This is a genomic window from Mesorhizobium sp. P2_E7, from assembly GCF_056403855.1.
Map to the genome: position 1 here is coordinate 682,176 of NZ_JBFUER010000001.1, position 26,749 is coordinate 708,924.

A 26,749-nucleotide genomic window follows, 5' to 3' on the forward strand; every position below is an offset into this window, starting at 1 on the left:
GTCATCTTTTGTTCGCAGAATGGGAACGGAAGAGCTAGACGGGCATTGTTTTGCGACCCGTTAACCGGTACGTGTCAAGAAATGGTGCAGTGCACAATGAATGTTTGGGCGGAGTAGCTGAAGTGTCACTTCTGCAAATCTACTGGAGAGCGCTGGGTTATCTCGCAGCCGACAGGAAACGCGTTGCGTTGATCTGCGGTGCGAACGTTGCGCTCGCCATCATCGCCATCCTCGAACCGATCATGTTCGGCCGGGTGATCGACGCCATCTCCGATAAGGGTTCGGTGTTTACGACGCTGGCGTTGTGGGCCGGCCTCGGCGCCTTCAACATCATTGCCTTTGTGCTGGTGGCGCGTGGCGCCGACCGTTTTGCCCACAAGCGCCGCAGCGAAGTGCTATGCCAGTCATTCGAGCGCGTGATCACCATGCCGCTCGCCTGGCACCATCAGCGCGGCACCTCCAACGCGCTGCACACGCTGCTGCGCGCTGTCGAGACGCTGTTCAGCCTGTGGCTTGAATTCATGCGCCAGCATCTGTCGACGGCCGTGGCGCTGGCTCTGCTCATTCCGACCGCGATCAGCATGGATCTGCGCATGTCGCTGGTGCTGATGGGGCTTGGCGTTCTCTATATCGGCATCGGCCGCCTGGTGATGAAGCGCACCAAGGCAGGCCAGGCCGCCGTCGAGCGCCACTATCACAAGGTGTTCGCGCATGTGACCGACTCGGTCAGCAACGTCGCCGTGCTGCAGAGCTACAACCGTCTCGGCCACGAGGCCGATACGCTGCGCCGCTATGTCAAGAACCTGCTCGATGCGCAGAACCCGGTGCTCGACTGGTGGGCAATGGCCAATGCGCTGCACCGCCTTTCGTCGACCATTTCGATGATGGTCGTGCTGCTGATCGGCGCCTATCTCGTCACCCATGGCCAGCTCAAGATCGGCGACGTCATCGCCTTCACCGGCTTTGCCACGCTGCTGATCGCCCGCCTCGACCAGATGTCGGCTTTCGCCAACCAGATTTCGGAAGCCCGCGCCAAGCTGGAGGACTTCTATCATCTCGAGGATTCGGCCGCCGACGCCGCCGAGCCGGACGGCTTGCGCGATCTCACCAACGTCACCGGCCATGTCCGCTTCGAGAATGTCGGCTTCGAGTTCGGCAATTCGGGGCAGGGCATCGACGACGTGTCGTTCGAAGTCCAGGCCGGCCAGACCGTTGCCATCGTCGGCCCGACCGGCGCCGGCAAGACGACGCTGATCAACCTGTTGCAGCGCGTCTTCTCGCCGTCCCATGGTCGTATCCTGATCGACGGCATCGACACCCGCTCGGTGACCCGCAAGTCGCTGCGCCACTCGATCGCCACCGTGTTCCAGGATGCCGGCCTGCTCAACCGTTCGATCGAGGACAACATCCGCGTTGGCCGTGCCGAGGCGACCTATGACGAAGTGCATGCCGCAGCCGACGCTGCCGCGGCGCAGGACTTCATCCTGGCCAAGAGCGAAGGCTACGACACCGTCGTCGGCGAACGCGGCGGCCAGCTTTCGGGCGGCGAGCGCCAGCGTATCGCGATTGCCCGCGCCGTGCTCAAGGACGCGCCGATCCTGGTGCTCGACGAAGCGACCAGCGCGCTCGACGTCGAGACCGAGGACCGCGTCAAGGAAGCCATCGACGAATTGCGGCGCAACCGCACCACGTTCATCATCGCCCACCGCCTGACCACCGTTCGCGACGCCGACCTGGTCGTGTTCATGGACAAGGGCAAGGTGATCGAGATGGGCGGCTTCGCCGAACTGTCGCTGCGCAACGGCCGTTTCGCCAGCCTGCTGCGCGCCGGCGGCCTGCTCAACGACGAGGAAGTCCGCCGCCTCAGCCGCACGGTGAATGTCGAAGCGGCTTGAGCGCGACTCTTTCCCTTCTCCCCCTGTGGGAGAAGGTGGCCTCGCGAAGCGAGGTCGGATGAGGGGTGTTCCAGGGAACGCCGACCTCTCACTCCGCTGGAACACCCCTCAACCGTCTCGGCGCTATCGCGCCGATCCACCTTCTCCCACAAGGGAGAAGGGAAGACCTCCGCCTGCGACAACCGCTCGATTGCCCTAGGCGCGCCGCCGGTCTATCTAGGTCCGCATGAGCGACACCTCCTCACGCCTCACCGGCTGGACCGACCTTGCCAACCCGACGCGCTTTGTCGGACTGGCGGACAGGCTGGTGCCGTGGCTGGCGTCGATTGCCGCGATCCTGCTCGCCGTCGGCCTCTATATGAGCTTTGCCGCGCCCGAGGATTATCAGCAGGGCAGCACCGTGCGCATCATGTACATCCACGTGCCTTTCGCCTGGCTCGCCATGATGTGCTACACGGTGATGGCGGTCGCAGCACTCGGCACGCTGGTCTGGCGCCATCCGCTGGCCGACGTCGCGCTGAAATCGGCAGCCCCCATCGGCGCCACCTTCACAGCCCTCGCGCTCGTCACCGGCTCGATCTGGGGCAAGCCGACCTGGGGCACGTTTTGGGCCTGGGATGCCCGGATGACCTCGGTTCTCATCCTGTTTCTGATGTATCTCGGCATCATCGCGCTGACCCGGGCGCTGGATGACGCCAGCCGCGCCGCCTGGGCTGCCGCCATCATCACGCTGGTCGGCTTCATCAACATCCCGATCATCAAGTTTTCGGTCGACTGGTGGAACACGCTGCACCAGCCGGCTTCGGTGTTCCGCATGAGCGGCTCGACCATCGATCCCAGCCTGCTGTGGCCGCTGCTGGTGATGGCGCTCGGCTTCACCGTGCTGTTCTTCGCCCTGCATCTGACAGCGATGCGCACGGAAATCTATCGTCGCCGGGTGATTGCCATGCGCAGGGTAGCGGCGCGGCAGGCTAACTGACGCGCTTCATCCCATCCGCCCCCGCGCCACGACCGGCAGCGTCTCCAGCACCTTGTCGCCGTCGATCAGATGCACCTGATCGAACAGGTTCGTCACCACGCAGCAATGGTCAGGCACGACGCGCACGCGTTCGCCGATGCGAAGGCTGGCGCCATTTCCAAGCGTTACCGTGCCGTGCTCTTCGCTAAGGCCCGTGACGCGGGCGCCGGGCATGCCGAGCAGCTCGCCAAACTCGGGCAATCCGAGCGTGTCGCTCGACAGCGCCTTGCTGCCGCTGTCGAGGATGGCGCGGGCCGGCGTCGGGTGGCTCACCACCGTGGCGAGCACCGTCAGCGCGCAATCGTCGAGCGTGCCGACGCCTTTGGCGACCTGGTAGCGGTCAAGATAGATATAGGTGCCGGGCCGGTATTCGGTGACCACGCTGTCCTCGCCCGAACGCCACATGTCGGGCGTGCCGCCGCTGGAGATGCGCAGGCATTCGAGACCCGACCCCGCGAGTGCCTGTTTGGCGTCTCTCAGCCATGCTTCGGCCGCGGCGGCGCGGCCGGCCGCCGGATAGGTCATCAGTCCGCCAAAGGTGAGCCCCTTGGCCTGATCGATCACTTTCGCCAGCGCCAGTGCCTCGGCGGCGCTCTGCACGCCGCAACGGCCCATGCCGGTGTCGCATTCGACCAGAACGGGCAAGGGGTGCCCGGCATCGGTGAAGGTGGCGGCAAGCCCTTCCAGCGTCTCATGGCTGTCGGCCGTCACTGACAGCGTCACACGGCCATGCAGCGCCTTGAGCCGTTCCAGCTTGGCGCGGCCTAGAATATTGTAGGGCAGGAAAATGTTGGAGAGCCCGGCATCGGCCATCACTTCGGCCTCGCCGATCTTCTGGCAGGTGATGCCGACCGCGCCCGCCGCTATCTGCTTCTTGGCCCAATAAGGCAGCTTGTGCGTCTTGATGTGCGGCCGGAGCTTCAGCCCGTGGCGGTCGGCATGCGCCTGCGCTCGTGCGATGTTGGCTTCGGCGCGGGCCGCATCGATCAGGATCGCCGGCGTGTCGAGGTCGTCTATGCCTTGCATGAATGTCACCTTGGGAAATTGGACTGGACTTATGGCCCCGATCGGCCCGGATGTCATGGGGCCAGCGTGCAGTTTGCGTCGACACCGCGGCGCTGTTCGGCTATGCGCTTTGGGCAGGAATGCGACGCCAAGGGATCACGACCATGAAACGCTCCACCGTCAACGACATCATCCGCGATGCCGACGCCTTCATCCGCTCGTTCGGCTACATCATGCCGCCCTTCGCCTACTGGTCGCCGGAGGAGATGAAGGCGCGCAAGGCTGACTCCGCAGCCATTTTCACCTCACGGCTCGGCTGGGACATCACCGACTACGGCCAGGAGAAATTCGACGAACTCGGCCTGTTCCTGTTTACCGTGCGCAACGGCGTCTATGCCGACATGAAGAAGGGCATGGGCATGCTCTATGCCGAAAAAATCATGATCTCGCGCAAGGATCAGCTGTCGCCGATGCACCGCCACAACATCAAGGCCGAGGACATCATCAACCGCGGCGGCGGCAAGCTGGTGCTGGAACTGTTCATGCACGATCGCGACGGCGGCATCGATCCGAAGGCCGAAGTGTCGGTGCCGGTCGACGGCACCATCCACAGGTTGCCGGCGGGCGGGCTCTTGAAGCTCGACCCGGGCCAGAGCGTGACGCTGATGCCCGGCGTGTGGCACGCCTTCTGGGCCGAGGGCAAGGACGTGCTGATCGGCGAAGTTTCGACCGTCAATGACGATTTGACCGACAACGTCTTCCGCGAACCGATCGGCCGCTTCTCCAACATCGACGAGGACGTCGCGCCGGTGCACCTGCTGGTGTCCGACTATGAGAAGTGGGTGGGGTAGGCGAGGGCTACTCCATATCATCGGCTGGTGCTGCCCCTCATTGCCCTGCCGGGCATTTCTCCCCGTATGGTGACGGGGAGAAAGATGCTGTCGCGGATGGTTTCGCCAATTCCAAGCTTTGCAGAACAAGCGCGGCGTTGCGGCCAGCCTTCTTCTCCCCGTCTCTATACGGGGAGAAGGTGCCGGCAGGCGGATGAGGGGCGGCGCTGGCGTTCCATGATTGCTACCACGCGCTTATATGATCCCCATCATTTCTACCGCTGATACTTGTCCGCCTTGCGGGTGCCCAGCAGAAGCTTGCGTTCGAGCTGTGCCCGCAGCTCGCCGTAATAAGCAGTGAGGAAGGCCCTGGAATCGACCGGCTCGATGGTCATGCCGATCTTGCGCCCGATCGTCTCGGCCACCGCTTTCAGCGCGAAATAGTCGTCGCGGCGCAGCACCTCTTCCAGCTTGTGCAGTTCGGCGATGCCATAGGCATCGAGCTGGGCCTGGGTGAAGCGGAAGGCGCGGGCGGTGGTGTTCTGGCGTTGCGACAGGTCCTCGACCAGCGCCAGTTTCGGCGCTTCGACCACCCAGGTTCCGGCCAATAGGTCGCCGATGCGCATGCGGTCGCGGTTGAACAGCGGGAAGAGCGCAAACAGCAGCGCCCAGACCAGGCCGAAGATCGTCGACAGCGTGTCGGCGAGCCCCATCTCGCTGCGGCCGAGGATGATCGACAGCGGCAGGAAGATCTCGATCTCGCGCATCAGATTGCGGGCGATGACCTGATCGACCGACAGGCCGGCGCCGCTGCGCGACGCCACCCGGATGCCGAGCATCCGCTTGCCGGGCGTGGCGGCACGGCGGCCGGCCTCGAAGACGATGAAATAGGCGTTGCGCAGGAAGAAGATCAGGATGATCCAGACGATGAACAGCGGCTGCGCCCCTTCGCCCTGGAGGCCGGCCAGCCCGAACAGCGCGACGACCGTGATCACGATGGCGGTGACGATGATGATGACGAAGTCGAGCAGGAAGGCGGCGGCGCGAGTGCCGGCATCGGCGAGCTTGATCCGGAGATCGACGCCTTCCGGCGTGATCAGCGGCCGTATCGTCGAAACGGCAGCGCGCCTAGCGGTCGCCACGGCGAACCACCCTGAACAAATAGAAATAGCAAAGCCACAGCGTCAGCATGCCGCCGCCGATGGCGTAGCGCGTTCCGTCGCTGGTGATGACCTGCCTGCCGATGCCTTCGAGCAGGCCGGCACACAAAAGCATGATCGTCACCCCGACCATCGTGGTGGCCGCTACGCGCCCGGCATCGGCCGCGGCCGTCATCCGGGTCAATTCGCCGGGGAAGGCGATGCGTGTGCCGATGCGCATGCCGGCAGCACCCGCGAGCGCGATCGCAAACATCTCGGTGGTGCCATGGATGGACAGCCATCCGCCGAGCTCCAGCCCGAGCCCCTTGGCGACGTAGATCTGGAACATCGCGCCGAGCAGGCAGCCATTCATCAGGATCAGGAGCACGCTCGGCACCGCAAAGGCGAAGCCGAGCGCGAAGGCCAGGATCGCAACCTGGACATTGTGCGTGAACAGAAAGGCGGCGAAGCCCGACAGGAAATTGCTGTCGGCGCCGTCATAAAGCACCTGTCGCAGCACTTCGGCCGATGCGTCCGGGTTGCGCCCGCCGGCCAGGCTCGGCGGGATGATGGCGTCGTACCAGCCCTTGTCTTTCGCCACCAGCCAGTAGCCGGCGCCGACGCCGACAAAGGTCAGGACGACCGACAGCACCGTCTCGCGCCACAGATTGCGGATGGCGTGCGGCCAGTCATGCAGGAAGAAATCGCCGATGCGTTGGCGCAAGCTGCGGCGTGCGCCATAGAGATAGAAATAGCCGCGCAGGCAGAGCGCTTCGAGATAGCCGACCAGCGCATTGTCGAGCGAGGTCGCCCGCGCCACCGAGAGCGACGACAGCGCCGAACGGTAAAGCAGGGGCAGCGACAGCAACTCGTCTTCCGAGAGCGTGCGCGGCGCGCGTTTCTCGACCCGGGCGAGCAGCGCCTCGAACGCCTTCCAGTCGGCCTCGCGCTCCGAACGGAAGCTCGCCAGCGACTGGCGCACGGCGTCCTTGCCGACCAGCGCGTTCACAACAGATCCTCCCGCTTGAGCTCGAGATAGCGCTCGACCAGCGCCGGCCCCAGCCTCTGGTGGTCGGCCTCGATGACATGGGCGCCGAGCAGCCGCAGCCGCCCGATGACGACCTGCCTTTCGCGCAGCAGCCCGCCGGCGACGACCGAGCGCGCCACATCCTCCGGCGTGTCCGGCGGCATGTCGGCCAGTGTCTCCAGCTCGACATCCTTCATCATCATGAACAGCACCAGATGCCGTTCGGTGAGCCGGCCGACCGTGCGCAGCATCAGTTCGGCGCTGATCGGATCGACGAAGTCGGTGAAGATGATCACCAGCGAGCGCCGGTCGAGCCGCGCCGCAAGCGTCGTCAGCGCCAGGGTGAAATTGGTCTCTTCGGTCGAATAGTCGATCTCGGCCGCCCGCTTCTGGATCATGGCGAAGCTGGCCGAGCCGCGCACGGCGCCGCTGGAAACGCGCGGCCGCGCATCGAAGCCGAACAGGCTGACCATGTCGCCGCCCTTCAGCGCAATGAAGGCCGACAGCAAGGCGGCGGTGACGGCGCGGTCGACCTTCGGCACGCCGTCGACGGGCTCGCACATCAGCCGGCCGCTATCAATGGCCAGCACGATGTTGTTGTTCTCCTCGATGCGGAACTCGCGCGCCAGAAGCCTGCCATGGCGGGCGCTGCGCTTCCAGTCGATCATGCGCCGGCCCATGCCGGGCTGGTAGTCCTTCAGCGCCTCGAATTCGCGGCCCTGGCCGGCGCGGCGCTGTGCATGGCCATCGGGCAGCGACTGGCGCTGCAGAAGCGTGATCGCCTCGTCGCGGGCGCTGCTGACGTTGGGCAGCACCGCGACCTTGCTGTCCATCGGCAGCACGACCTGGTTCCAGACCAGCCCGAACGGCCCGCGCCAGCGCACCCACAAGCGGTCGAATCTGGCCATACCGCGCCGCAGCGCCTGAAATTTGAGGTCGAGCGATGCGCTGCCGGCCTCGGCAGCCAATGCACCGCCGGTGCCGCCCAGTGGCGCCAGCCGCTCATCATGGCCGAGACGTGCCTGCACGGCGCGGGGGCGTCCGCCGAGCCTGGCGGTGACATTGACGGCAAACTGGCCGCCGACGCTGACCTGCGGCGGGGCATGGATGGTGGCCTGCAGCGACGAGCGCCCGCGTCCGGCGGCGGCGTCCACCGCCAGGAAGGCAAGCAGCACGCAGATCCAGAGCAGTCCGAGGTACCACAGCGACGGCAGCGCGAGCGCGATCAGGAAGGCCGGTATTGCCCCTGCCGCACCTGCCCAGACTGCCCGGCCGCTCGGATAGATCAACGTGGCGCTTCCGTCTGGTCGACAAGGTCGGTGACGATCTGCTCGACCAGGCGGCCGTCGATCTGCGCCGCCGGCGACAGGATCACGCGATGGCGCAGCGCCGGCACGGCAAGCGCCTTGACGTCGTCGGGGATGACATAGGCACGCCCGTCGAGCGCTGCCCGGGCGCGTGCGGCTCTCGCCAGCATGGCGCCGGCGCGCGGGCTGGCGCCAACCTCCAGGTCGGGGCTGGCGCGCGTGGCCCGCACCAGCCTTGCGATATAGTCGACGACGTCGTCGACAAGCGTGACCTCGCCAACGGTCGCCAGCGCCTTTTCCAGCGTCGTGCGGTCGGCCTGGGCGGTAATGCCGTATTGCTTGATATCGTGCGAAGCGGTGCCGCCGCCGTGGTGGATGATGATTGCCTTTTCCTCTTGCGCGTCGGGGTAGCTCACCCGGTGCTTGAACAGGAAGCGGTCGAGCTGGGCCTCGGGCAGGGGATAGACGCCCTGGTGTTCGATCGGGTTCTGCGTCGCCACCACCATGAAGTTTTGGCCAAGCGAATGGGTGGTGCCGTCGAAGGTGACGGCATGCTCCTGCATCGCCTCGAGAAGGGCGGCCTGGGTCTTTGGCGGTGTGCGGTTGATTTCGTCGGCGAGCAGCAGATCGCAGAAGATCGGGCCATGCGTGAGCGTGAATTGCCCGGTCTGGAAATTGTAGATGTTGGAGCCGACGATGTCGCCGGGCATCAGGTCGGGCGTGAACTGGATGCGGCCATAGGCGACGCCCAGCGCCTGGGCGAAGCAGCGCGCCGTCATCGTCTTGGCCGTGCCCGGTGGTCCCTCGAGCAATATATGCCCGCCGGCGAACAATGCCGTCAGCATCAGATCGACCGTATCGTGTTGCCCGGTGATGGCCTTGGCCACCTCTTCCCTGATCTGTGTCGCCAGGGCCTTCACATCATCGACGTTCACCGAGCCTCCTTGCCGTCCAGTCGTGCAGCTTTTCAGCTGCCTCATGCATTTGTGTCAGGGTCTTTGCCGCGTCGGCGGCCTGCAGGCGGGTCGTGAATCCGCCGGGTTCGTCCTTATCGCGGGAATCGAGCCAGCGGTCGAGCGCTTCGCCCTGCAAACCATGCGGCGCGCCGAGCAGTGCGCCGGCGCGCACCCGCGCCAGCGCGCCATAGCGATCGCCCAGTTCCTCCAGCCGGCCGGCGCGGCGCAACAGCATCGCCGTGGTGTCGACCAGCGCCCGCTTGCCGAAGGCGATGGCGCGCTGATCGGCGCGCGGCGGGCCGAACCGGCCAAGGCCGTGCAGGAACGCCAGCGCCGCCGCCGCCAGGATGGTCAGCGTCAGCGCCAGGAATGGCGGCTCGACCAGAAGCTTGGCGAGATCGTATTTTCGTCCCACGCCATGCAGCGTCAGGTCGAACATGACGGGATCGTCTCCCGGTTGCAGGAAAGCGATCAGCTTGTGCGCCGCCGCCGCCATGTCAGGGTCCTTTAACCCGGCATTGTTGATCAGGTCAGGGTCGGTCAGGATATAGAACGGCTCGTTTTCAACCTGCGTCAGCACCGCCTTGCCGTCGCCGGCGGCAATGAGCGGATGCTTGTCGGCCACCCATTGCAGCTGGTCGGGAGCGTTGACGACGAGGCCATAGACGTCGATCTGCGTTGCCGTGGCGCTGCCTTCGCCGAGCGTCGCCTTGGCGATGCGGCCGAGCCAGTCGTTGACCACCACATTGGGCAGGCGCTGGATCTTCATCTCCCAGCCCTCGTGCTGGAACAGCGGCAGCGTCGCCCATTTGGGCAGCACGAACAGCGTGTCCAGGCCCTTGCGAAGCTGGATGATGTTGGCGAGCGCATCCGGGTCGCTGTCGGGCGAAATGGTGACGATCAGCAGCGTCGTGTCGGTCTCGAGATCGCTGTCGGACCGCGCCATATCGGGGGTTTCGCCGGTCAGCTCCAGCCATTCCGCCAGGCCCGCATAGCCAATGCCGCTCTTCGACAGCGGCGTCGCGCCGCCGACATGCGGCTGGCGAAAGTCGGGGGCATAAGTGGACAGTAGGAAGAAGCCCGCCGCCGCGAGCAGGCTGGCAAAAATGCCCCAGAACAGCGTCCTTCGGCTGAACGGTTCCTGTTGGGCGACGTCGGCGGTCGAAGCGCTCACACCCAGGCATCCCTGAAGACGAATCGCTCATAGGCGCCGCGCGCCTCCTGCCAGCCCTCGGGGCCGACCGGCCGGCGCGCGAACAGCGCCGCCTCGACGATGCGCGCGATCTGGGTGAAGGCGCTGCGCGCCCGGGTCGGGATCGACGCCGCGCCGGCGATGTCGCGCGCCGTCAGCGACGGACGCAGGAAGTCGGGCAGGCGACCGGCAATGTCCGCGACGCTGCGGCGAAGCAGGAGATGCACCGCCTCGTCATACTCGCCGCGGGCAGCCAGTGCGTCGGCCTCCGACAAAAGGATCTGCGCCGCGCCGACGTCGGGACGCCATGTCGCTTCCGCCTCGGCCACGCTCTTCTTGCGCCGCCAGGGCAGGCGCCAGGCAATGCCTTGCACCTCAAGGAAAATCAGCAGCAGGATGATCGCGGCGCCTGTGATCACCGCGCCCCAGAACAGGTAGATCATGTAGGGGCCAAGCCAGTTCAGGAACTCGCCGAAAGGCTTCAGCCACTCCGGCGGTTCGGGTTGCTTGAAGGCCGGCAGGTCGAACTGGATCGAATCGTCCGACACCAACTGCTTGTGCAGTTTGGCCAGCCATTCGGCTTGCGCAGCGTCCGGCTGTGCAGCAGTCACCTTTTCGCCCCCATGCAACCTGCAGTTCGCGGGCCGACACTGACAATGCAGCGCAACATTTGCAAGTGGGGTAGACGCCGCTCGCCAATCTTGGCAAATTTACTACTGCGGTCGCCGGACAATATTCGGCGGTGAAACAGGGGGCGCATCATGACTTCGGCAACATTTGCACGGCCTGAGAAATTTCAGATCGGCAGGGTCTTCAACAACAGCTTCGCCGTCATCGGCCGAAATATCGTCCTGACGGTGGGAATGGCCGTGCTGTTTTCAGGACTGCCTACAATCATCATCCAGCTCTGGACCAACTCGCGGATGGAGGCGCTTCTTCAAGCCGATCCGGGCGCCGCGGCCGATCCCACATTCGCCCTGCGCAATTCCTGGGTTACGTTTGTCGCCATTTTCATAAGCGCCATTTTCGGACTGCTGCTTCAGTCAGCGCTTGTTCGCGCCACCATCGAGGATCTTAACGGCAAGCGCCCGAACATTGGCGACTGTCTGCAGATCGCGATTCGCTTTCTGCTGCCGACCTTGGGTTTGGGTTTCCTCGTCTCGCTCGCGTCGGGCTTGGCGATGATTGCCCTTGTCGTGCCTGGCATCATCTTATGGCTTGGCTGGTCGGTATCGGTACCAGTTCTGATCCAGGAGCGGCTTGGCGTGTTCGGCTCGATGTCGCGCAGCCGCGCCCTGACCAAGGGCAGCCGCTGGTCACTGTTCGGCCTGTTCCTTGTCCTGATCATCATCGCCATGGTCATTCAGGGCGCGGCCGGCGTGCTCGTCTATCTCTTCCACGGTATCGCCGCCGTTATCGTGGCTGGCCTGGTGCAGAGTGTTATGGCGATGCTGCTGTCGGTCGCCGCCGCGGTCAGCTATGTCGAGCTGCGGCAGGTCAAGGAAGGCACCAGCGTCGACGAGCTGGCGGAGATCTTCTCGTAAGCCGGAAGGTTTGAACCGCCTTGGCCCGGCCGGGCCAAGGCATGTGCCAGGGCAGGGAGGCACCGTGACGTCACTGGCGCAGCAACGACCGGAAAAATTCCGCATCGGCAGGGTCTTCAGCAACAGCTTTGCGGTCATCGGCCGCAATCTGGGTTTCCTTGCTGTGGTTGTCGGACTTTTTTCGACCCTGCCCGCACTGCTGTACAACCTCTGGAACCTGTCCCGGGTCGCGACGATGGTGGGCGCAGGTGGCGCCGGCAACGCCGCCGCTTTCGAAACGTCAGCCATGGAGGACTACTCGGCCCTATCGATAGTCGCTTCTTTGATCATCTTCGGGCTGGCTTTGCTGGTGCAGGCTGCACTGGTGAGGGCGGCGATCGAGGATCTGAACGGAAAGCGGCCCGTCATCGGCGACTGCATCCAGATTGCATTGCGCAGCTTCTTCCCCACGCTCGGCATAGGCATCCTGGTCATCCTCGTCCTGGTGGTGGGGGTTTTTGTGATGGTTTTCATGGCCTGGGCCATTCCCCTTCTCGGGTGGCTGATCGGGCTCGCCCTGGCGTTGATCCCCGCTTTCATCTGGCTGATTTCCGTATCGGTTTCCGTGCCCATTGCGGTTCAAGAGAGGCTTGGCGTATTCGGCTCGATATCGCGCAGCCGAGCCCTGACCAAGGGCAGCCGATGGTCGATATTCTGGCTGCTGCTGATCATCGGCGTGGCGGCGATGCTCATCCAGGCGGTGTTCTCTTTGTTTTTTGGACTGGCTGTTGCCACCACCGGCGGCATCACCGGTGTCGGGGTGCTGGTCGGAGCGATTGGCAGCAGTCTGGTATCGACGATCTTTTCAACGATGCTGTCGGTGACGATTGCCGTCGCCTATGTCGAACTGCGCCAGGTCAAGGAAGGCACCAGCGTCGACGAACTGGCGGAGATATTCTCGTAAATTCGCGACATTGCATCTTCGAACGGATCGCGACGGTTCGCGATTTCGGCGCGGCAGGCTGCTCCCTCGCTCTGCGGGGCATCGGCCACAAGCGGATAAGGACCTAAAGCTTCGATGGTGCTTGCAGACAAATTCCGCCTCGGCAGTGTTCTCGGCGACACGTTCGCCGTCATCCGGCGCAATCCGATGCTTTGCATTGGGCTGGCATTGATCATCTATGCATTGCCGAGATTCGGGCTGTCGCTCTGGTACTGGAAAACCATGACCGCGGTCGCGTCTGGCACCCCGGAATTTTCGGCACAACGGATCGCGATCACTGTCATCGAACTGTTTGGCAATATTGTACTCGGCGCCATCCTTCAGGCGGCATTGACGCGGGCAACCATCGAGGATCTGAGCGGCAAACGGCCTTCGTTCCGGGATTGCATCAAGACGGCTTTCCCGGTCCTGTTGCCGACAATAGTCATTTCGTTGCTGGTCGCACTGGGCGTCTGGATAGGTCTTTTGCTCCTCATCGTTCCGGGACTGTTCTTGCTGGCCCGCTGGTCTGTCGCAATACCGGTCGTGGTCCAGGAGAGACTGGGTGTATTCGCCGCCATGAGGCGCAGCCGCGACCTTGCCAAAGGCAGCCTCTGGCCGCTGATGGCGTTCTGGCTGGTCATACTTGTCGCTTCAATCGCAATGGGCCTCGGGCTGGACCAATTCGCATCCTTGTCCGACGCAACGCCGGGCTTCTTCCTCAATGCGCTGGCCGACACGGCTTCGGGCGTGGTGACGTCGATCGCACCTGTGGCCATGTACATCGAATTGCGGCGGGTCAGGGAAGGCACCAGCATCGAGGACCTTGCGGAGATATTCTCTTGAGCGCGCGGCGGTCGATTTCATGGCGGTGGTAACCCAGGGGCAGTCGGAGAAGTTGCGGCTGGGGAAGGTGATCAACAGCACCGTCTCTTTCATCGGGCGGAATTTGATCTTCTCGCTCGTTGTGGGCGCTCTGTTCTTCGTTCTGCCCGCCTTGTTGGCCAGTCTGGGGGTCTTTTCGTATTTGTCCAGACTGCCTTCTATTGCCTGTGGCGGCCAATGGGCGCCAGAGGCCTTCATGCTGGCTTCCGGACTGTTGGCCGCGGCGCTGAATTTCGTAGGATATGCGGTCCTGTCGAGGGCGACGATAGACGGGATCAAGGGCGATCGCCCGTCGGTTGGCGGCTCTATTCAGGCAGCCCTGCGGTACTCTCTCCCGATCGTGGGGATAGGTTTTGCAATCTATCTCGCCGTCTTTTTCGCGAGCTACGCGATGCTTCGCACCGGAGTGCTCACTCCCTCTGAAGCCCTCGCTGCGCTCGCTGTTTTGATCGCGCCCTTTATTCCTTGGGGGCTGCGAACCTCTGTCGCCGTTCCCGTGGCGATACTGGAGAGGCTCGGGGTGAGAGCTTCAATGTTGCGCAGCCGCGCTCTGACCAAGGGGCATCGCTGGCCGATATTCGGGCTGTTTTTGATCGTCATTACGCTTTTTGTCATCAGGCAAGTGGGCTTGGCTTTGGCAGTTGTATTTGTCTTGACGGCGCTTACTCCCGTCTCTGCCTTCATCGTCGGGTCGCTCCTGGACGCACTCGTCTGGGCGATGATCTGGATGCTGGCCTCAATCGCCATCACCGTCACCTACGTGGAACTGCGACGGATCAAGGAAGGCGCCAGCGTCGGTGAACTGGCGGAGATTTTCTCTTGAGCGAACGGCGGCAGATTTAATGGCGTGGGAAACGCAGGGGCAGTCGGAGAAGTTGCGACTGGGAAAGGTGATCAGCAACACCGTCGCTTTCATCGGGCGGAATCTGATCCTCTCGCTGGCGGTTGGCGTAGCGTTCTTCGTCCTCCCCTTGGTCCTGGTTGATCTGTGGACCTTTTGGTATTGGCCGAAGCTGGCATATCTGGCCGATGCATATGGCAACAGCCCATGGGCGATCGTGCTCAATATGGGCTCGGCCCTGGTTTCCGGCTTCCTGGGCGTCGCGCTGAATCTCCTGGGTCTCGCGATGCTGTCGAAGGCGACCATTGACAACATTAACGGCAATCGTGCGTCGATCGGCGGCTGTATTCGGACAGCTCTGCGCCATTTTCTGCCGATCGTGGGCATAGGCCTGGTGATCTATCTTGTCTATTTTGTCGCGCGTTTCGCGATGCTTGCTGCCAGTTTGATCATCCCTTACGGGGGGCCAATCGCGTTCGTTATCTTGATCGCGCCCTGTGTCATGTGGGGGCTGGGAATTTCGATTGCTGTTCCCGCCGCGGTACAGGAGAGCCTTGGGATAGACGCTTCGATGTCGCGCAGCCGCGCCCTGACCAGGGGATACCGCTGGCCGATATTTGGGCTGGTTTCGATCGTTTTTGGGCTGGTTGTCGCCCTGCGGTTGGGATTGTTCTTCGGGACTGGATTTGCGCCAGTTGCGATTGCTTCATCGTCTGATGCGATCACTGGCGCAATCCCACGCGCCGTCGTCTCGGCAATCGTTTGGCTGGTCGCATCGGTTGGTGTCGCAGTCACTTACGTCGAGTTGCGCCGGGTCAAGGAAGGTACCAGCGTTGAAGATCTGGCAGAAATTTTCTCCTGAAGACGAAACTGCTCGTTTGGTCGGGCGGCCCGGATTCAGTGACAGCAGTTATGGTCCGCTTGCACGCTCGTCCGGCAGAGACACGACGAGGTGATCGCTACATCCGCCTTGGCCAGTGCTGCTGTGAGTTTCGCCTGCAAACCCGGCAGTTCCACGCTCTCGCCGCGCCGCTTCAGGCATTCGACCAGCCCGTGCAGCGCCCAGACATTGTCGGGATGCTGGGCGCAGCGTTGCACCTTGCCGCTGAGGCCGAGATCGTCGCGATAGACCTGCTCGGCCTCCTCAGCGTGGCCCTGGTCGAGTAGCAGGGCGGCCAGTGCGTGGCGGGGTGGGTGCATCCAGGCCCATGGCTCGGTGTAGGACAGATTGTCGTCGAGCTCGACCGCTTGGCGCAGGTGCGCATAGGCCTCGTCATGCCGGCCTTGGTGATAGGCTAGCTCGCCGTCGAGAAGAGCCGCGCCGACGGCCAGCGAAGCCCGCGTCGGATTGCTAAGGAAGCGCCGCTCCGGCGGAATGCTCGCGACATGCCTGCGGAAGTTTTCGCGCTCACGCTCGGCCGCCGGAAACTGCCGGAGCGTCGCATGCGCGACGCCCTTGGCGTAGTGCTGCATGGCTGATGTCAGCACATAGAGTTCCGGCTCCGCCACGATCGGCTCATCGATGATCTCCTGCCAGCGGCCGAAGCGCACCTGCACATGCGATTTCATCGCGTGATAGCCTTCGACCGTCTGGGTGAGCTTCGGCCGGTCCTGGATGGCGACCACGTCGCGCGTCACCAGGTCGCGCACCTTGTCGGCCGCCCAAATTGCCGGCTGGTACTGGCCAAGGAACATGCAGGTGAACATCATCAGATGCAGGTCGTGGCAGCAGCCGAGCAGGTAGTAGGTCGGCTCGGCTGCATAGGCGAGGTAGAGGTCGTTGGCGCGCACCGCCTTTTCGCTGGCGAGCTTCGCCTTTTCGTAGTCGCCGCACAGCACATGGATATGCCCCGGCATGTGGTTCATGTGGCCGGCATCGGGGCACATGGTGCCGAGCAAATCCGCCGAACGAACACCACGCTCCGGCTGCGTCGACATTTCGAGCAGATGGATATGCAGATGCAGGATCGCCGGATGCGGTGCTGTGCCGGCTTCGTCCGACAGCCGGACCGAGCGCTCGCAAACGTCCAGCGCCTCCAGCACATCCGAGTTCGGCGCCGGTCTGCCGGTCTTCAAATCCCACAGCCGCCGCACGGTGCGCATCATCAGCGCCTCGACGGTCAGCGCCATCACATCATGGTCGTCGGGGAAGTCGCGAAAAACCTGCCGCATCGCGGCGGCATAGGCATTGTCCCATTGTTCGAATTCCGCAGGCTCGACGCCGTGCGGCTTCTGGAAGCGGACAGCCAACGCCTCGATCAGCCGCTGTTCGACGGGGCTGGCGTTGGCCGCATGGGTGCGTGCCAACTGTACATGCTCGAAGCAGCGCTTGGCTGCACGGTTCGCCTCATCCTTGCCGTGCTCCTTCCAGGTGAGGTTATAAAAAGGCCCGGCGGCATAGGCGATGCCCCAATGCACAAAGGCGCAATCAGGGTCGGTCTCCAGCGCCTTCTCGAAGCACTTTATGCCTTCCTCATGGTTGAAGCCGTAGCACCAGTTTAGCCCGATATCGAACCAGCGCTGCGTCTCGGCCGAGGCGGTGGAGATGGGGCGGCGATAGGTGCCGAGGTCGAAATGGTCCATGCTTGATTCGCTCTGAGCCGAAAGTCGGTCAGGCGCAATCTGTGCCAAAAATCATGCGCATGGCAAACGGCATTCGGCCGGCGCGGCTCATTCGAACCGCGCCGGCCCAACAGTCCCGGGAGGGATCAGCTTTCCAGCCACACCGTCTCAAAATGCTGCTCCAGTGACTGGTGCTGTTCGCAGCCTTGCACGCCCTTGCGGTAGGTGCGGTAGACCGAGCGCCAGTAGGGCTGGATGATGATGCCGGCATCGCGCAAATTCTGCTCGATCTTGGCCATGATCTCCTTGCGCTGGGCGGCATCCGGCGTTGCCAGCGCCTTGTCGAGAAGTTCGTCGAACTCCTTGTTGGCATAGGCGCTTTCGTTCCAGGCAGCGCCCGATTTATAGGCAAGCGCCAGCACCTGGACGCCGAGCGGCCGGCCCAGCCATTCGGTGGTGGAGAAGGGATATTTGCTCCAGTCGTTCCAGAAGGTCGCGGCCGGCAGCACGGTGCGCTTGATCTTCAGGCCGGCCTCGCGCATCTGCGCGGCGATCGCGTCGCCGGTGCTTTTTTGCCATTCGACGTCGACCGAGATCAGATCGAATTCGTGGTCGGCCTTGCCGGCCTCGGCGAGCAGTTTCTTCGCCTGGTCCATGTCGCGCTTGGCGGGGCCGATATCGGCGAATTCCGGGTGCATCGGGCCGACATGGTGGTTGTCCGCGGGCTTGCCGCGACCGCCGAGACCAAGCGTCAGCACGGCCGAATTGTCGACGGCAAGCTGCGCGGCGCGGCGCACCTTGACGTCGTCATAGGGCGCATTGCCGACATTGAAGCGGGCAACGATGGTCGAGCCGGTGGCGATCTCGGAATTTAGCAAGCCCATCTGCTCTGTCTGCGAGACGGCGTCGGAGGCGGTTTCGTGGTCGGTGTCGATTTCGCCGGATTCGAACGCCGACAGCATGGCGTTGGGATCAGAGCCATAATCGACCCATTTGATGCCATCGAGATAGAAGTCGCCTTTCCACCAGGGCTTGTCCTTGCGCTTTACCTCGGCACTTGTCTCGGCATTCCAGCTGACCAGTTCGCAGGGGCCGGTGGTGATCGCCAGCGCCTTCATCGGGTCGTCGCCGCCCTCATAGGAGCGATGCATGATCAGCGCCGGATAATCGGCCATCCCGGCGATCAGCGAAATGTCGGGCTTCGGCAGATTGAGTTTGACGGTGAAGTCGTCGACCTTTTCGATGCCGCCATCGACCGGCTTCTTGGTGTCTGCATTGACCAGCGCGCCCATGCGCGCGGCGACCGAATTGCCGGCCACACCTGCATCGCACCAGCGGTTGAGATTGTGGATCACGTCGTCGGCATTGAAGGCATCGCCGTTCGACCAGGCGATGCCTTTGCGTACATGCAGCGTGATAGTTTTGGCGTCATCACTGGTTTCCCAGCTTTCGAGCAGCCACGGTTCGAAGGTGAAGTCGCGGTTCCAGCGCACCAGATATTCGTTGCAGTGGCGCGCGACATTGGACATTTCCACGCCGTCGAAAGTGCGCGGATCCTTGAACCCCTTGACGTTCATGGCGACGCGCAAGGTGCCGCCGCGCTTCGGCTCCTCGGCCCGGGCGGGCGAAGGGGCAAGACCGCCCAGCGCCAGCGCGCCGGCAGCACTCACGCCGAAGCCGGCCATGATGGCGAGATATTCGCGGCGGTTTATCCCGCCTTTCCTGAAGTCGTCGGCAACGGGTTTCGCCTTCGGATGCAATCTTCTGTCGGTCAGCATGAATTTCATCGTCGTTCCCTCTCGTTGGGCGCCCCGACAAACCGCTTCTGTTTGGGAAGGAGATGCGATCGCCGGGGCGCCGTTGCCTGAGCAGACAATGATAGGGCGGGCTGACGCAGGGAAATGTTCGAATTTCCGCAGTTCTTGTGCGTTGCTCCGCAGAGCGGCAGCGAGATCAGCCAAAGAAATACGGATGAAGCAGGCTCAATATGGCCAGTCGTTCTTGCCGAGCACGGCGACGGCGGCGATGGCGGCGAGCGTGCACAAAAACGCCTCGCCGGCGCGCGGAACGCTTTTGCGGGCACGCAAAAAACTGTGCACCAGGCGCGGCTCCTCATACCACCAGGCGCGGCCGCCGGCGGCAACGATGCGGTCGCGATAGGTCTCGCCGTCCGATGACAGCGGATCGCACTGGGCAGTGACGATGACCGTCGGCGGCAGGCCGGAGAAATCGCTGTCTCGCAGCGGCGAGAATGTCGGGTCGTCGGGCGACTGCTCCGGGCCGCAGCGGATGGTGCCATAGGTTTCGATGTCGCGCAGGGTCAGCAGCGGCGCCTGCGCGTGCTCGACATAGGAGCCGGCGTTTTCATCGCCGCCGAGGCCGGGATAGATCAGCACCTGGCCGACCGCATGGCGCGGGTGGCGGCGCGACGCATGCGCGACCGCGGCCGCAAGGTTGCCGCCGGCGCTTTCGCCGACGAGCACGATTGGAAGGGCCGTTGTCACCGCCGCCCATTTGAAGACAATCAGCGCGTCGTCGAAGGCGGCCGGGTGCCGATGTTCCGGCGCCAGCCGGTAGTCGGCCGAAACGACGTCGAAGCCGGTGCCGGCGCAGATCTCGGCGCAGATGTCGTCATGACTGTCGAGCCCGCCAAGCACAAAGCCGCCGCCATGATAGTAGACGACGATTGCGCGCACCGGCTTGCCCGCCATGCGGTAGTAGCGGATGGGGATGGCATGCCCTTCATCGGCGGCAATGATGCCGTCGCTGGCCGAGACCCCGGCGGGATAACCCTGATGGAAAGCGCGGCACATCGCGTCATAGACCGACCTCTGCTCGGCGATCGGCAGTTCGGCGATTTCGGGCGGGAACCAGTCGTTGACGCGGTCGATGTAGTCCCACAGCGCCGGGTCGAGCAGGGTGGCGTATTTTCCCCGCCTGGCTGTCTTGAGCTTGTGGACCGTGCCCATTGTCTCTTGCCCGCTCAGAGTTCGCCGTAGAGCCGGCCGGCGTTTTCAAAGGTGAAACGCAGCGGCACCGAGCCCTCGACCTGCCATGCATCAACCGTGTCGCCCGCCATCAGCCGGCAGGCGTCGATGGTGTTGGTGACGGCGCCGCCATAGAGCCGGTTGGCGAGGTTGAGGATGGCGGTCTGGTGCATCGCGGCACTACCGCTGCCGCAGGCATCCTTGACCAGCAGAACGCGAAAGCCGGATGCGACCGCGTCCTTCACGGTGGCGTCGACGCAGGCCTCGGTCCACACGCCGGCGACGATCAGCCATTCGATGCCGCCGGATTTGAGGTCGCGCGCCGCCGGCCCCGAACGGAAGGCGCTGGCCTCCGCCTTGATCAGCAATGCCTCGCCATTGGCCGGCGCCACCTCATGACAAATCTCTGTCAGCGGATCGCTCTTGTCGGAAAAGGCCGACTTGCCGTCGGCGTCGAGCGGATGGAACGGCCGCGCCTTGGCCGTGTCGACGATATAGGCCCAGTGGTAGAGCGGCACGAAGTTGCGCCGCGCCGCCGCCTGCAGGCGCTGGACGTTGGCCAGCACCTCGCCATAGCCTTCGACCAGGTAGCGCTTGTCCTGCCGATGCTCCTCCTGCAGGTCGATGAACACCGCAGCCACCGTGCCGCGTTTGATCGAGATGGGGCTTTTCATGTGGCTGCGCCTTTGGCTGCCGACGCCGCTCTGTTCAGCAAATTGGCGCAAGCCTTGGAGATTGGCTCAGAAGCCCTCGCGACTTCGTCATCCACGGGCGAGGCAGGAGCGCAGCTCCGTCGCGGAGACCCGAGGATCCATGCCGTGACGTTGGCCGAGAAACACAGCGGAGCAGAACTCTGCACCGTTGCGGTGCTCGGGAGTCCCGGCATGGATCCTAGGGTCTGCGCCGCGTCGCTGCGCTCCTTGCTTCGCCCTAGGATGACGAAGGCATGGGTGCCGCGGCTATTCCCGAAGGTTTGCGATATCGCATAGAGGTCGATGGGGGACGTTGGCGTCAAACCTGTTTCTCCAGAAACTCATCCTCATAGGGGAAACGCGACAGCAATTCGGTGCCGGTGTCGGTGATCAGGATCTCGTCCTCCAGTTTGACGCCCTCGCGGCCGCCTTTCTCGCCGATATAGCTTTCCACGCTGACCACCATGCCGGGCACGATGACGCCGTCGCGGCCATAAGTCTCGTAGTCCATGGCATGGGCAATGAACGGCGTTTCGCCATGCATGCCGACGCCGTGCATGACTGAGGTATAGCGCTGATCGACGAAACGGTCGGGGATTTTCCACGCTCTTTCGGCGATCTCGCGAAACGCCATGCCCGGCTTGACGATCGAAATATTGTGCTGAACCTGGTCGTGCGCCATGCGGTAGAGCGATTTCTGGTAGTCGGTCGGCTTGCCCGGACCGCAGCGGAAGGTGCGCGAAAAATCGGAATAGTAGCCGTAGCAGCCGATCGTGTCGGTATCGAGCGCCAGGAGTTCGCCTGGCCTGATCTTGCGGCCGCTGGCCTCGTTGAACCACGGATTGGTGCGCTGGCCCGAGGTGAGCAACCGCGTCTCGATGAACTCGCCGCCCTGGCGGATGACCTCGCCATACATGATGGCGAACAGGTCGTTTTCGGAAACGCCGGGCTTGATCGCTTCGCGCACGGCATAGACGGCGGCTTCCGCGCCGGCCATGGACACCTGCAGGCATTTGACTTCCTCAGGCGTCTTCACGGCGCGCACCGCCAGTATCTCGCCCTGGCAATCCCTAACCTCGCAGCCGCGCTTTTCCAATGCCAGCGCCTGCAGATGGCTGCACCGGTCGAGCCCGAGCTTCATCGAGCCGCCGCCATGCTTCTTCAAAAGCTCGGTGATCTCGTCGGCGAACGGGCCGGCGGTCTCGTCGTCGCGGCCCGACACCGAGGACCATACCAGCTTGGACGGGCGCGCCTCGTCGATCGTGTCGAGCACCATCGAGACATGGTAGCTCTGCGGATATTCGAACAGCACGATCGGCCCTTCGGAAGGGATAAAGAAATAGCGCGTCGAGTTGCGCAGGAAATAGCCGAACATGTTGCGCGAGCCGGTGGCGTAGCGCTGGTTGTAAGGGTCGAACAGCACGACGCCGCCATAACCCGCCTCGCGCATCCAGGCCCGCAGTTTCGCAAGCCGGCCTTTTCGCAAAGCGTCGGCATCGATGAAGGACGGCTCGGTGTCCGACAGCCACATGCCGCCGGCGGAGTCGGCCGCGACCGGGTGGCGCATGCGATCCCTAAAGTCCACATCCTCGGTGCTGTCGGGATCGAATACAACGATGCTCATGGGTAAGGCCTTGGCTGGGTTGCGACGTTTGAACATTGCGTATTAGGGGCGAAACGGTTGTGCGGAAAACCGCGAATGTTGTGCGAGATACCGCCGAAATCTAGGTCAAGACCCATCAACACGAACGACCAAGTTTCGACCAAAAGCGGAAGTCTAGCAGGCGACGAGGGTGTATTGGCCGACGGACACGCGACGTGCCGCAAGTCTTGTTGCAAACGAATTCAAAACATTGAAAAAGTGGTGAAGCAGACGGAGATTGGCGGATGGACCGGCGAAGCGAAGAACAGATGAGAGAACTGAGAAAAGAATGGGTCGGCGGCGGTCGCATCGCGATGAGAGACGACAAGTATAGGGAAGATCATATAGAGATCAGTAGATGGATATTACGATTGCTTGACAAGAAAGTTAGATCTGACGAAGAAGAATATATCGTTTCATGCGTCGATCATAGCTTGAATTTTGATATCCCATTTCAAGCAACAAAGGAAGTGAGGGACAATCTATTGCATATGGTTAGGATGAAGATGAAGGATCCGAACTGGACCCGTTTCCCGCGCTGATGGATTGGGCATCGAACTAAAACAGATAGGGAAGTCGCGTCAGGGAAACTTACGTCCGCCCTCCACCCGTTTCAGCCGTTGGCTGCAATCAGCCAATTCTGGTCCTAATGCCGCCGCATCGCCTTCGGCGCGTGCCCATGCTCTTCGCGAAACGCCCTCGCAAAGCTCGACATCGACGCAAAGCCGCAGGCCAGCGCCACATCTCGCACCATCAGCGTCGAATGCGCGAGCAGGTCGGCGGCGCGCCGCAGCCTGAGGCGCCGGTAGTAGCCGTTGGGGGAAATGCTGAGCTCGGTGCGGAAATTGCGCTCGAGCTTGTCGGAGGAGACGCCGAGCCTTGCCGCCAGCTCGGTCATGCCCAGCCGCTCCTCGACCGCATCCTCCATGATGGCGATGGCCGACAGCACTAGCTCGTTCTGGACACCGGTGCGCAGCCTGAGTGGCATCAGCTTGCGATCGACACTCGAGCGCAAGGGGCTGTGCACGAACCATTCGGCGACACCGGCTGCGAGCTCGCCGCCATAATCGTTGGTGATGATCTCCAGCATCATGTCGAGGCTGCCGACACCGCCGGCCGAGGTGAAGCGCTTGCGGTCGATGACATAGAGGTCGCGCCGAAGCTCGATGTCGGGGAATGCCTCGGTGAAGGCCGCTTGGCTGGTCCAGTGCAAGGTGCAGGCATGGCCGTCAAGCAAGCCGGCCCTGGCGAGGAAGAACGCCGCATCGGCCACCGCGCCGATATGGGCGCCGCCCCGCAGGCTCTTGCGCATCCAGGCAACCGCATCATCGGCGACAAGCAAGTCGGCATTGCCGCCCGAGCAGACGACGATGCGGTCGACCTTCGGCGCGCCGGAGGCTGAGAATCCCGGTTGTATGACAACCCCATTGGATGCCTCGACCGTGCCCTGGTCGGCGCCGACGATCACCCAGCGATAACAATCCCGTTTGGCCAGAACATTGGCGGCGCGCAGCGGCTCGATCACCGAACTGAACGCCATCATCGGAAAGCCGGGAAAGACCAGCACGGCGAAGGTGAGGGGGCTTTCGCTGGCTGCCGGCTGCACCCGATCCTGTCTTCTGCTGGCATGGACGGTATTCACAATTGTGTATTTCCCGGGCGCGTCATTGGTGGCAGACAGGGATATAGCGGGCATCCTGGCTCGCCGGCAACGGAGACGAACCATGTTTGCGGCCCAGACCATCGACAGCACCGACAAGCCAGCCTTCTACCGCGAACTGGCAGCCCAGTTGAAGGCGCTGCTCGAGGGCGAGAGCGATTCGGTCGCCAATGCCGCCAACACATCGGCGCTGATCTTCCAGATTGTGCCCGACCTCAACTGGGCCGGTTTCTACTTCCTGGCCTCCGACGAGGAGCTGGTGCTCGGACCGTTCCAGGGCAAGCCGGCCTGCGTGCGCATTGCGGTCGGCAAGGGTGTGTGCGGCACCGCCGTCGATCTCGAAATGTCGATGCTGGTCAAGGACGTGCACGAGTTTGCCGGCCATATCGCCTGCGACGCCGCCTCGCGCTCGGAGCTGGTCGTGCTGCTCAGGGACAATGACGGCGTCTTCGGCCTGATCGACCTCGACAGCCCGACGCCCGGCCGCTTCGACAAGGACGACCAGGCCGGCATCGAGGCGTTGGCCGCGATCTATGTCGCGGCAAGCTCGTTCGAGGACTGAGCTAGCCCACCTTCGCCTGGATCGGGACCACGGTCATCCGTGCTTCCCCCTGCACAAGATGGCGGCGCGGTTTCGCGACCATGACGACCGCGAGCAATTCCTTGCCGGCATCGACCTCATCCTGGCCGGCGCTGAGACTTCCGGAAGGAATTAGGCGAACTTCACCAGCATCAGGCTGAAGCAGCCGATGAACAGAAAGGCCGAGAAGGCGAGGGCCAGCGGCCGAAGGCCGCGCGAGCGCAGCTGCGAAATGTTGGCCTGCAGGCCCATGGCGGCGAGCCCCATGGTCAGCATCATTGTGGTGCCGAGCGCCATGGCCGACTTCACTTCGGCCGGCACGGTGACCAAGCTGTTCAGTGCCACGACAGCGACGAAAGCGGCGACGAACCACGGCATGGGCGGCCGGGCCGCCGATTGGTCGCTTGACCGGTCGCTGCTCGTCTTGCGGCGCCCCATCAGGCCGAGCGCAATGACCATCGGCGCCAGCATCGCGACGCGGGTGAGTTTGGCGACGGTGGCGATCTCGCCGGACTGGGCGCCGTTCTGGAAGCCTGCGCCAATGACCTGCGCCACCTCATGGATCGAGGCCCCGGCCCACAGGCCGAACGCATGCTGGTCGAGGCCGAGCACCGGTGCCAGCAGCGGGAAGCCGAGCATGGCGACAGTGCCGAACAGCGTGATCGAGGCGACGGCGTAGGTGACGTCCTCGTCGCGCGCATCGGTGACGATGTTGGTGGCAACGATCGCCGAGGCGCCGCAGATCGAGGTGCCGGCGGCAATCAATTGCGCCAGCTTGCGGTCGACGCCGAGCAACCGGCCGAGCGTGATGGTGAAGACGAAGGTCGCGCCAAGGGTAGCCGCAACAATGCCGACGCCACTGACCCCGATGGAGACGACCTGGCCGAGCGTCAGCTGGAAGCCGAGCAGCACGATGGCAAAGCGCAGCAGGCGCTTTTGCGAGAAGGCGATGCCGGCCTTGGCGTGAGTGGGTGTACCGAGCACATTGGAATAGATCATGCCGGCGACGACGGCGAGGATCATCGGGCTGAACAAAGCGAAGCCGGAGACATTGTGGGCCGAGAAGGCCACGGCAGTAATCATCGCCACCAGCACGATGCCGGGGATAACGCCGTTCCACGCCGAATCGAGCCGCTTGCGGCCCGCCGCCAGATCGGCCGGTATCAGTGTTTTCGGAATATCGTTCGCGATGTGGGTGGCGGAAGACAATGCAATGCTCCAAGCGACTAGGCCGGAGGAATGCCATTCCTGAACCAATCTTTCCAACGAATTGTTTTGGTTAGAATGATCTGTTTTTACGAACGATCGGTTCTGACCTGACGATGGAGCATCCCTGAATTCGACAGGCTGGGCCAATCTCAAAATCTTGACGGGCTGCGCTTCCTGTTCCAGCGTGGCGCCATGTCCGTTTTCTCGCTCGCCATCACCAAGCGACGTCGCCTCTGCACAGTGGGGAGCGGCAAGGCGCGACGACAAAGACCGGCCCAATAATTCCGGTTCGTTCGTTTCCAACCCCGCCGCAACATCTGCCGGCGGGGTTTTCATGTCTGGAGTCTTGCTATGACCAATTCTTCCATCGAATTTCGGCCGGCCGAAGTCGCCGACGCCGCCACCATCAAGGACATCGTGCGCGCCGCCTATGCCAAATGGGTGCCGATGATTGGCCGCGAGCCGATGCCGATGCGCGCCGACTATGACAAGGCGGTTGCCGAACATCCCTTCGATCTCGCTGTCGAGGACGGCCGCATCGTCGGTATGCTCGAAACCATGCTGGAGGACGATCACCTCTGGCTCGAGAATGTCTGCGTCGCACCGCAGGCACAGGGCAGGGGGATCGGACGGCTGTTGCTGGAGCGGGCCGAAGAGAAGGCACGCGCCGCTGGGCGCCGCGAATTGCGCCTGCTGACAAACGGCGCGTTCGAAGCCAATGTGTCGCTCTACAGGAAGCACGGCTACACGATCGACCGCGAAGAGCCATTCATGAACGGCACGACGGTCTATATGAGCAAGAGGCTGGCGTGATGGC

At 63.3% G+C, this 26,749-nt stretch carries 25 protein-coding genes; 11 read left to right on the plus strand and 14 right to left on the minus strand.

What is annotated here, in order from left to right:
* Positions 1–122: 122 nt before the first annotated feature.
* Together AC1DYC_RS03415 and AC1DYC_RS03420 are read left to right on the plus strand one after the other, a co-directional pair.
* Positions 123–1,895, plus strand: coding sequence for a glucan ABC transporter ATP-binding protein/ permease (locus tag AC1DYC_RS03415; RefSeq protein WP_477403982.1), 1,773 nt, complete (start codon positions 123–125; stop codon positions 1,893–1,895).
* A gap of 226 nt (positions 1,896–2,121) precedes the next feature.
* Positions 2,122–2,874, plus strand: coding sequence for a heme ABC transporter permease (locus tag AC1DYC_RS03420; protein ID WP_477403984.1), 753 nt, complete (start codon positions 2,122–2,124; stop codon positions 2,872–2,874).
* A gap of 6 nt (positions 2,875–2,880) precedes the next feature.
* Here the strand turns inward: AC1DYC_RS03420 and AC1DYC_RS03425 are convergent, their stop codons facing one another.
* Positions 2,881–3,939 carry a D-TA family PLP-dependent enzyme gene (locus AC1DYC_RS03425; RefSeq protein WP_477403986.1) on the minus strand — a complete coding sequence of 353 codons (1,059 nt, stop codon included), beginning with the start codon at positions 3,937–3,939 and terminating at the stop codon, positions 2,881–2,883.
* Positions 3,940–4,082: 143 nt separating this feature from the next.
* On the opposite strand from AC1DYC_RS03425, the gene AC1DYC_RS03430 reads away from it, so the two are divergent.
* Positions 4,083–4,769 (plus strand): D-lyxose/D-mannose family sugar isomerase, encoded by a 687-nt coding sequence (locus tag AC1DYC_RS03430; protein WP_352764602.1) that lies wholly within the window; start codon positions 4,083–4,085, stop codon positions 4,767–4,769.
* Between the two features lie 254 nt (positions 4,770–5,023).
* On the opposite strand, the gene AC1DYC_RS03435 is transcribed toward AC1DYC_RS03430, so the two are convergent.
* From AC1DYC_RS03435 to AC1DYC_RS03460, 6 genes are read right to left on the minus strand one after another with little or no spacing between them, the layout of a single operon-like run.
* Positions 5,024–5,890: an RDD family protein gene (locus AC1DYC_RS03435; protein WP_477403988.1), complete on the minus strand. Its 867-nt coding sequence runs from the start codon at positions 5,888–5,890 to the stop codon at positions 5,024–5,026.
* Positions 5,877–6,896, minus strand: coding sequence for a stage II sporulation protein M (locus tag AC1DYC_RS03440; RefSeq protein WP_477403990.1), 1,020 nt, complete (start codon positions 6,894–6,896; stop codon positions 5,877–5,879). The genes AC1DYC_RS03435 and AC1DYC_RS03440 overlap by 14 nt, the downstream gene beginning before the upstream one ends.
* Positions 6,893–8,203, minus strand: a complete 1,311-nt coding sequence (locus AC1DYC_RS03445; RefSeq protein WP_477403992.1) for a DUF58 domain-containing protein — start codon at positions 8,201–8,203, stop codon at positions 6,893–6,895. Before AC1DYC_RS03445 ends, AC1DYC_RS03440 begins: the two co-directional genes overlap by 4 nt.
* Positions 8,200–9,156 carry an AAA family ATPase gene (locus tag AC1DYC_RS03450; RefSeq protein WP_477403994.1) on the minus strand — a complete coding sequence of 319 codons (957 nt, stop codon included), beginning with the start codon at positions 9,154–9,156 and terminating at the stop codon, positions 8,200–8,202. The genes AC1DYC_RS03445 and AC1DYC_RS03450 overlap by 4 nt, the downstream gene beginning before the upstream one ends.
* Entirely contained in the window at positions 9,143–10,351 is a 1,209-nt protein-coding gene (locus AC1DYC_RS03455; RefSeq protein ID WP_477403996.1) for a DUF4350 domain-containing protein, read from the minus strand. The genes AC1DYC_RS03450 and AC1DYC_RS03455 overlap by 14 nt, the downstream gene beginning before the upstream one ends.
* The gene (locus AC1DYC_RS03460) at positions 10,348–10,980 is read right to left on the minus strand and encodes a DUF4129 domain-containing protein (RefSeq protein ID WP_477403998.1); all 633 of its coding nucleotides are present in this window, start codon (positions 10,978–10,980) and stop codon (positions 10,348–10,350) included. The genes AC1DYC_RS03455 and AC1DYC_RS03460 overlap by 4 nt, the downstream gene beginning before the upstream one ends.
* A gap of 252 nt (positions 10,981–11,232) precedes the next feature.
* On the opposite strand from AC1DYC_RS03460, the gene AC1DYC_RS03465 reads away from it, so the two are divergent.
* The 5 genes from AC1DYC_RS03465 (at position 11,233) to AC1DYC_RS03485 (ending at position 15,462) form a co-directional block, all read left to right on the plus strand.
* Positions 11,233–11,913 (plus strand): hypothetical protein, encoded by a 681-nt coding sequence (locus tag AC1DYC_RS03465; RefSeq protein ID WP_477404000.1) that lies wholly within the window; start codon positions 11,233–11,235, stop codon positions 11,911–11,913.
* Between the two features lie 64 nt (positions 11,914–11,977).
* Complete coding sequence (locus AC1DYC_RS03470; protein WP_477404001.1) at positions 11,978–12,856, plus strand: hypothetical protein; 879 nt, start codon at positions 11,978–11,980, stop codon at positions 12,854–12,856.
* Between the two features lie 114 nt (positions 12,857–12,970).
* Positions 12,971–13,720 carry a YciC family protein gene (locus AC1DYC_RS03475; protein WP_477404003.1) on the plus strand — a complete coding sequence of 250 codons (750 nt, stop codon included), beginning with the start codon at positions 12,971–12,973 and terminating at the stop codon, positions 13,718–13,720.
* A 19-nt stretch (positions 13,721–13,739) separates the two neighbouring features.
* Positions 13,740–14,582, plus strand: a complete 843-nt coding sequence (locus AC1DYC_RS03480) for a hypothetical protein (RefSeq protein WP_477404005.1) — start codon at positions 13,740–13,742, stop codon at positions 14,580–14,582.
* Positions 14,557–15,462, plus strand: a complete 906-nt coding sequence (locus AC1DYC_RS03485) for a hypothetical protein (RefSeq protein ID WP_477404007.1) — start codon at positions 14,557–14,559, stop codon at positions 15,460–15,462. The genes AC1DYC_RS03480 and AC1DYC_RS03485 overlap by 26 nt, the downstream gene beginning before the upstream one ends.
* A 35-nt stretch (positions 15,463–15,497) precedes the next feature.
* Here AC1DYC_RS03485 and AC1DYC_RS03490 read toward each other — a convergent pair whose 3' ends face one another.
* The 5 genes from AC1DYC_RS03490 to AC1DYC_RS03510 all read right to left on the minus strand — a co-directional run bounded on the left by AC1DYC_RS03490 (position 15,498) and on the right by AC1DYC_RS03510 (position 22,465).
* Positions 15,498–17,183, minus strand: coding sequence for a hypothetical protein (locus AC1DYC_RS03490; RefSeq protein ID WP_477404009.1), 1,686 nt, complete (start codon positions 17,181–17,183; stop codon positions 15,498–15,500).
* 125 nt (positions 17,184–17,308) lie between these two features.
* On the minus strand, positions 17,309–18,949 hold the full coding sequence (locus tag AC1DYC_RS03495) for an ABC transporter substrate-binding protein (RefSeq protein WP_477404011.1): 1,641 nt from the start codon (positions 18,947–18,949) through the stop codon (positions 17,309–17,311).
* Positions 18,950–19,144: 195 nt separating this feature from the next.
* The gene (locus AC1DYC_RS03500; protein WP_477404012.1) at positions 19,145–20,131 is read right to left on the minus strand and encodes an alpha/beta hydrolase; all 987 of its coding nucleotides are present in this window, start codon (positions 20,129–20,131) and stop codon (positions 19,145–19,147) included.
* Between the two features lie 14 nt (positions 20,132–20,145).
* Positions 20,146–20,823, minus strand: coding sequence for an isochorismatase family protein (locus tag AC1DYC_RS03505; protein ID WP_477404014.1), 678 nt, complete (start codon positions 20,821–20,823; stop codon positions 20,146–20,148).
* A 337-nt stretch (positions 20,824–21,160) separates the two neighbouring features.
* A complete protein-coding gene (locus AC1DYC_RS03510; RefSeq protein ID WP_477404016.1) occupies positions 21,161–22,465 on the minus strand; it encodes a M24 family metallopeptidase in 1,305 nt (434 codons plus the stop codon).
* A gap of 263 nt (positions 22,466–22,728) precedes the next feature.
* Between AC1DYC_RS03510 and AC1DYC_RS03515 the strand changes: the two genes are divergently transcribed.
* Entirely contained in the window at positions 22,729–23,025 is a 297-nt protein-coding gene (locus AC1DYC_RS03515) for a hypothetical protein (protein ID WP_477404018.1), read from the plus strand.
* Positions 23,026–23,129: 104 nt separating this feature from the next.
* On the opposite strand, the gene AC1DYC_RS03520 is transcribed toward AC1DYC_RS03515, so the two are convergent.
* On the minus strand, positions 23,130–24,026 hold the full coding sequence (locus tag AC1DYC_RS03520) for a GlxA family transcriptional regulator (protein WP_477408155.1): 897 nt from the start codon (positions 24,024–24,026) through the stop codon (positions 23,130–23,132).
* A 181-nt stretch (positions 24,027–24,207) separates the two neighbouring features.
* Between AC1DYC_RS03520 and AC1DYC_RS03525 the strand changes: the two genes are divergently transcribed.
* A complete protein-coding gene (locus tag AC1DYC_RS03525) occupies positions 24,208–24,705 on the plus strand; it encodes a GAF domain-containing protein (protein ID WP_477404020.1) in 498 nt (165 codons plus the stop codon).
* Positions 24,706–24,855: 150 nt separating this feature from the next.
* Here AC1DYC_RS03525 and AC1DYC_RS03530 read toward each other — a convergent pair whose 3' ends face one another.
* Complete coding sequence (locus AC1DYC_RS03530; protein WP_477404022.1) at positions 24,856–25,932, minus strand: YeiH family protein; 1,077 nt, start codon at positions 25,930–25,932, stop codon at positions 24,856–24,858.
* A 351-nt stretch (positions 25,933–26,283) separates the two neighbouring features.
* Here AC1DYC_RS03530 and AC1DYC_RS03535 point away from each other — a divergent pair, with 351 nt between their 5' ends.
* Positions 26,284–26,745, plus strand: coding sequence for an N-acetyltransferase family protein (locus AC1DYC_RS03535; protein ID WP_477404024.1), 462 nt, complete (start codon positions 26,284–26,286; stop codon positions 26,743–26,745).
* The last annotated feature ends 4 nt before the right edge of the window (positions 26,746–26,749 follow it).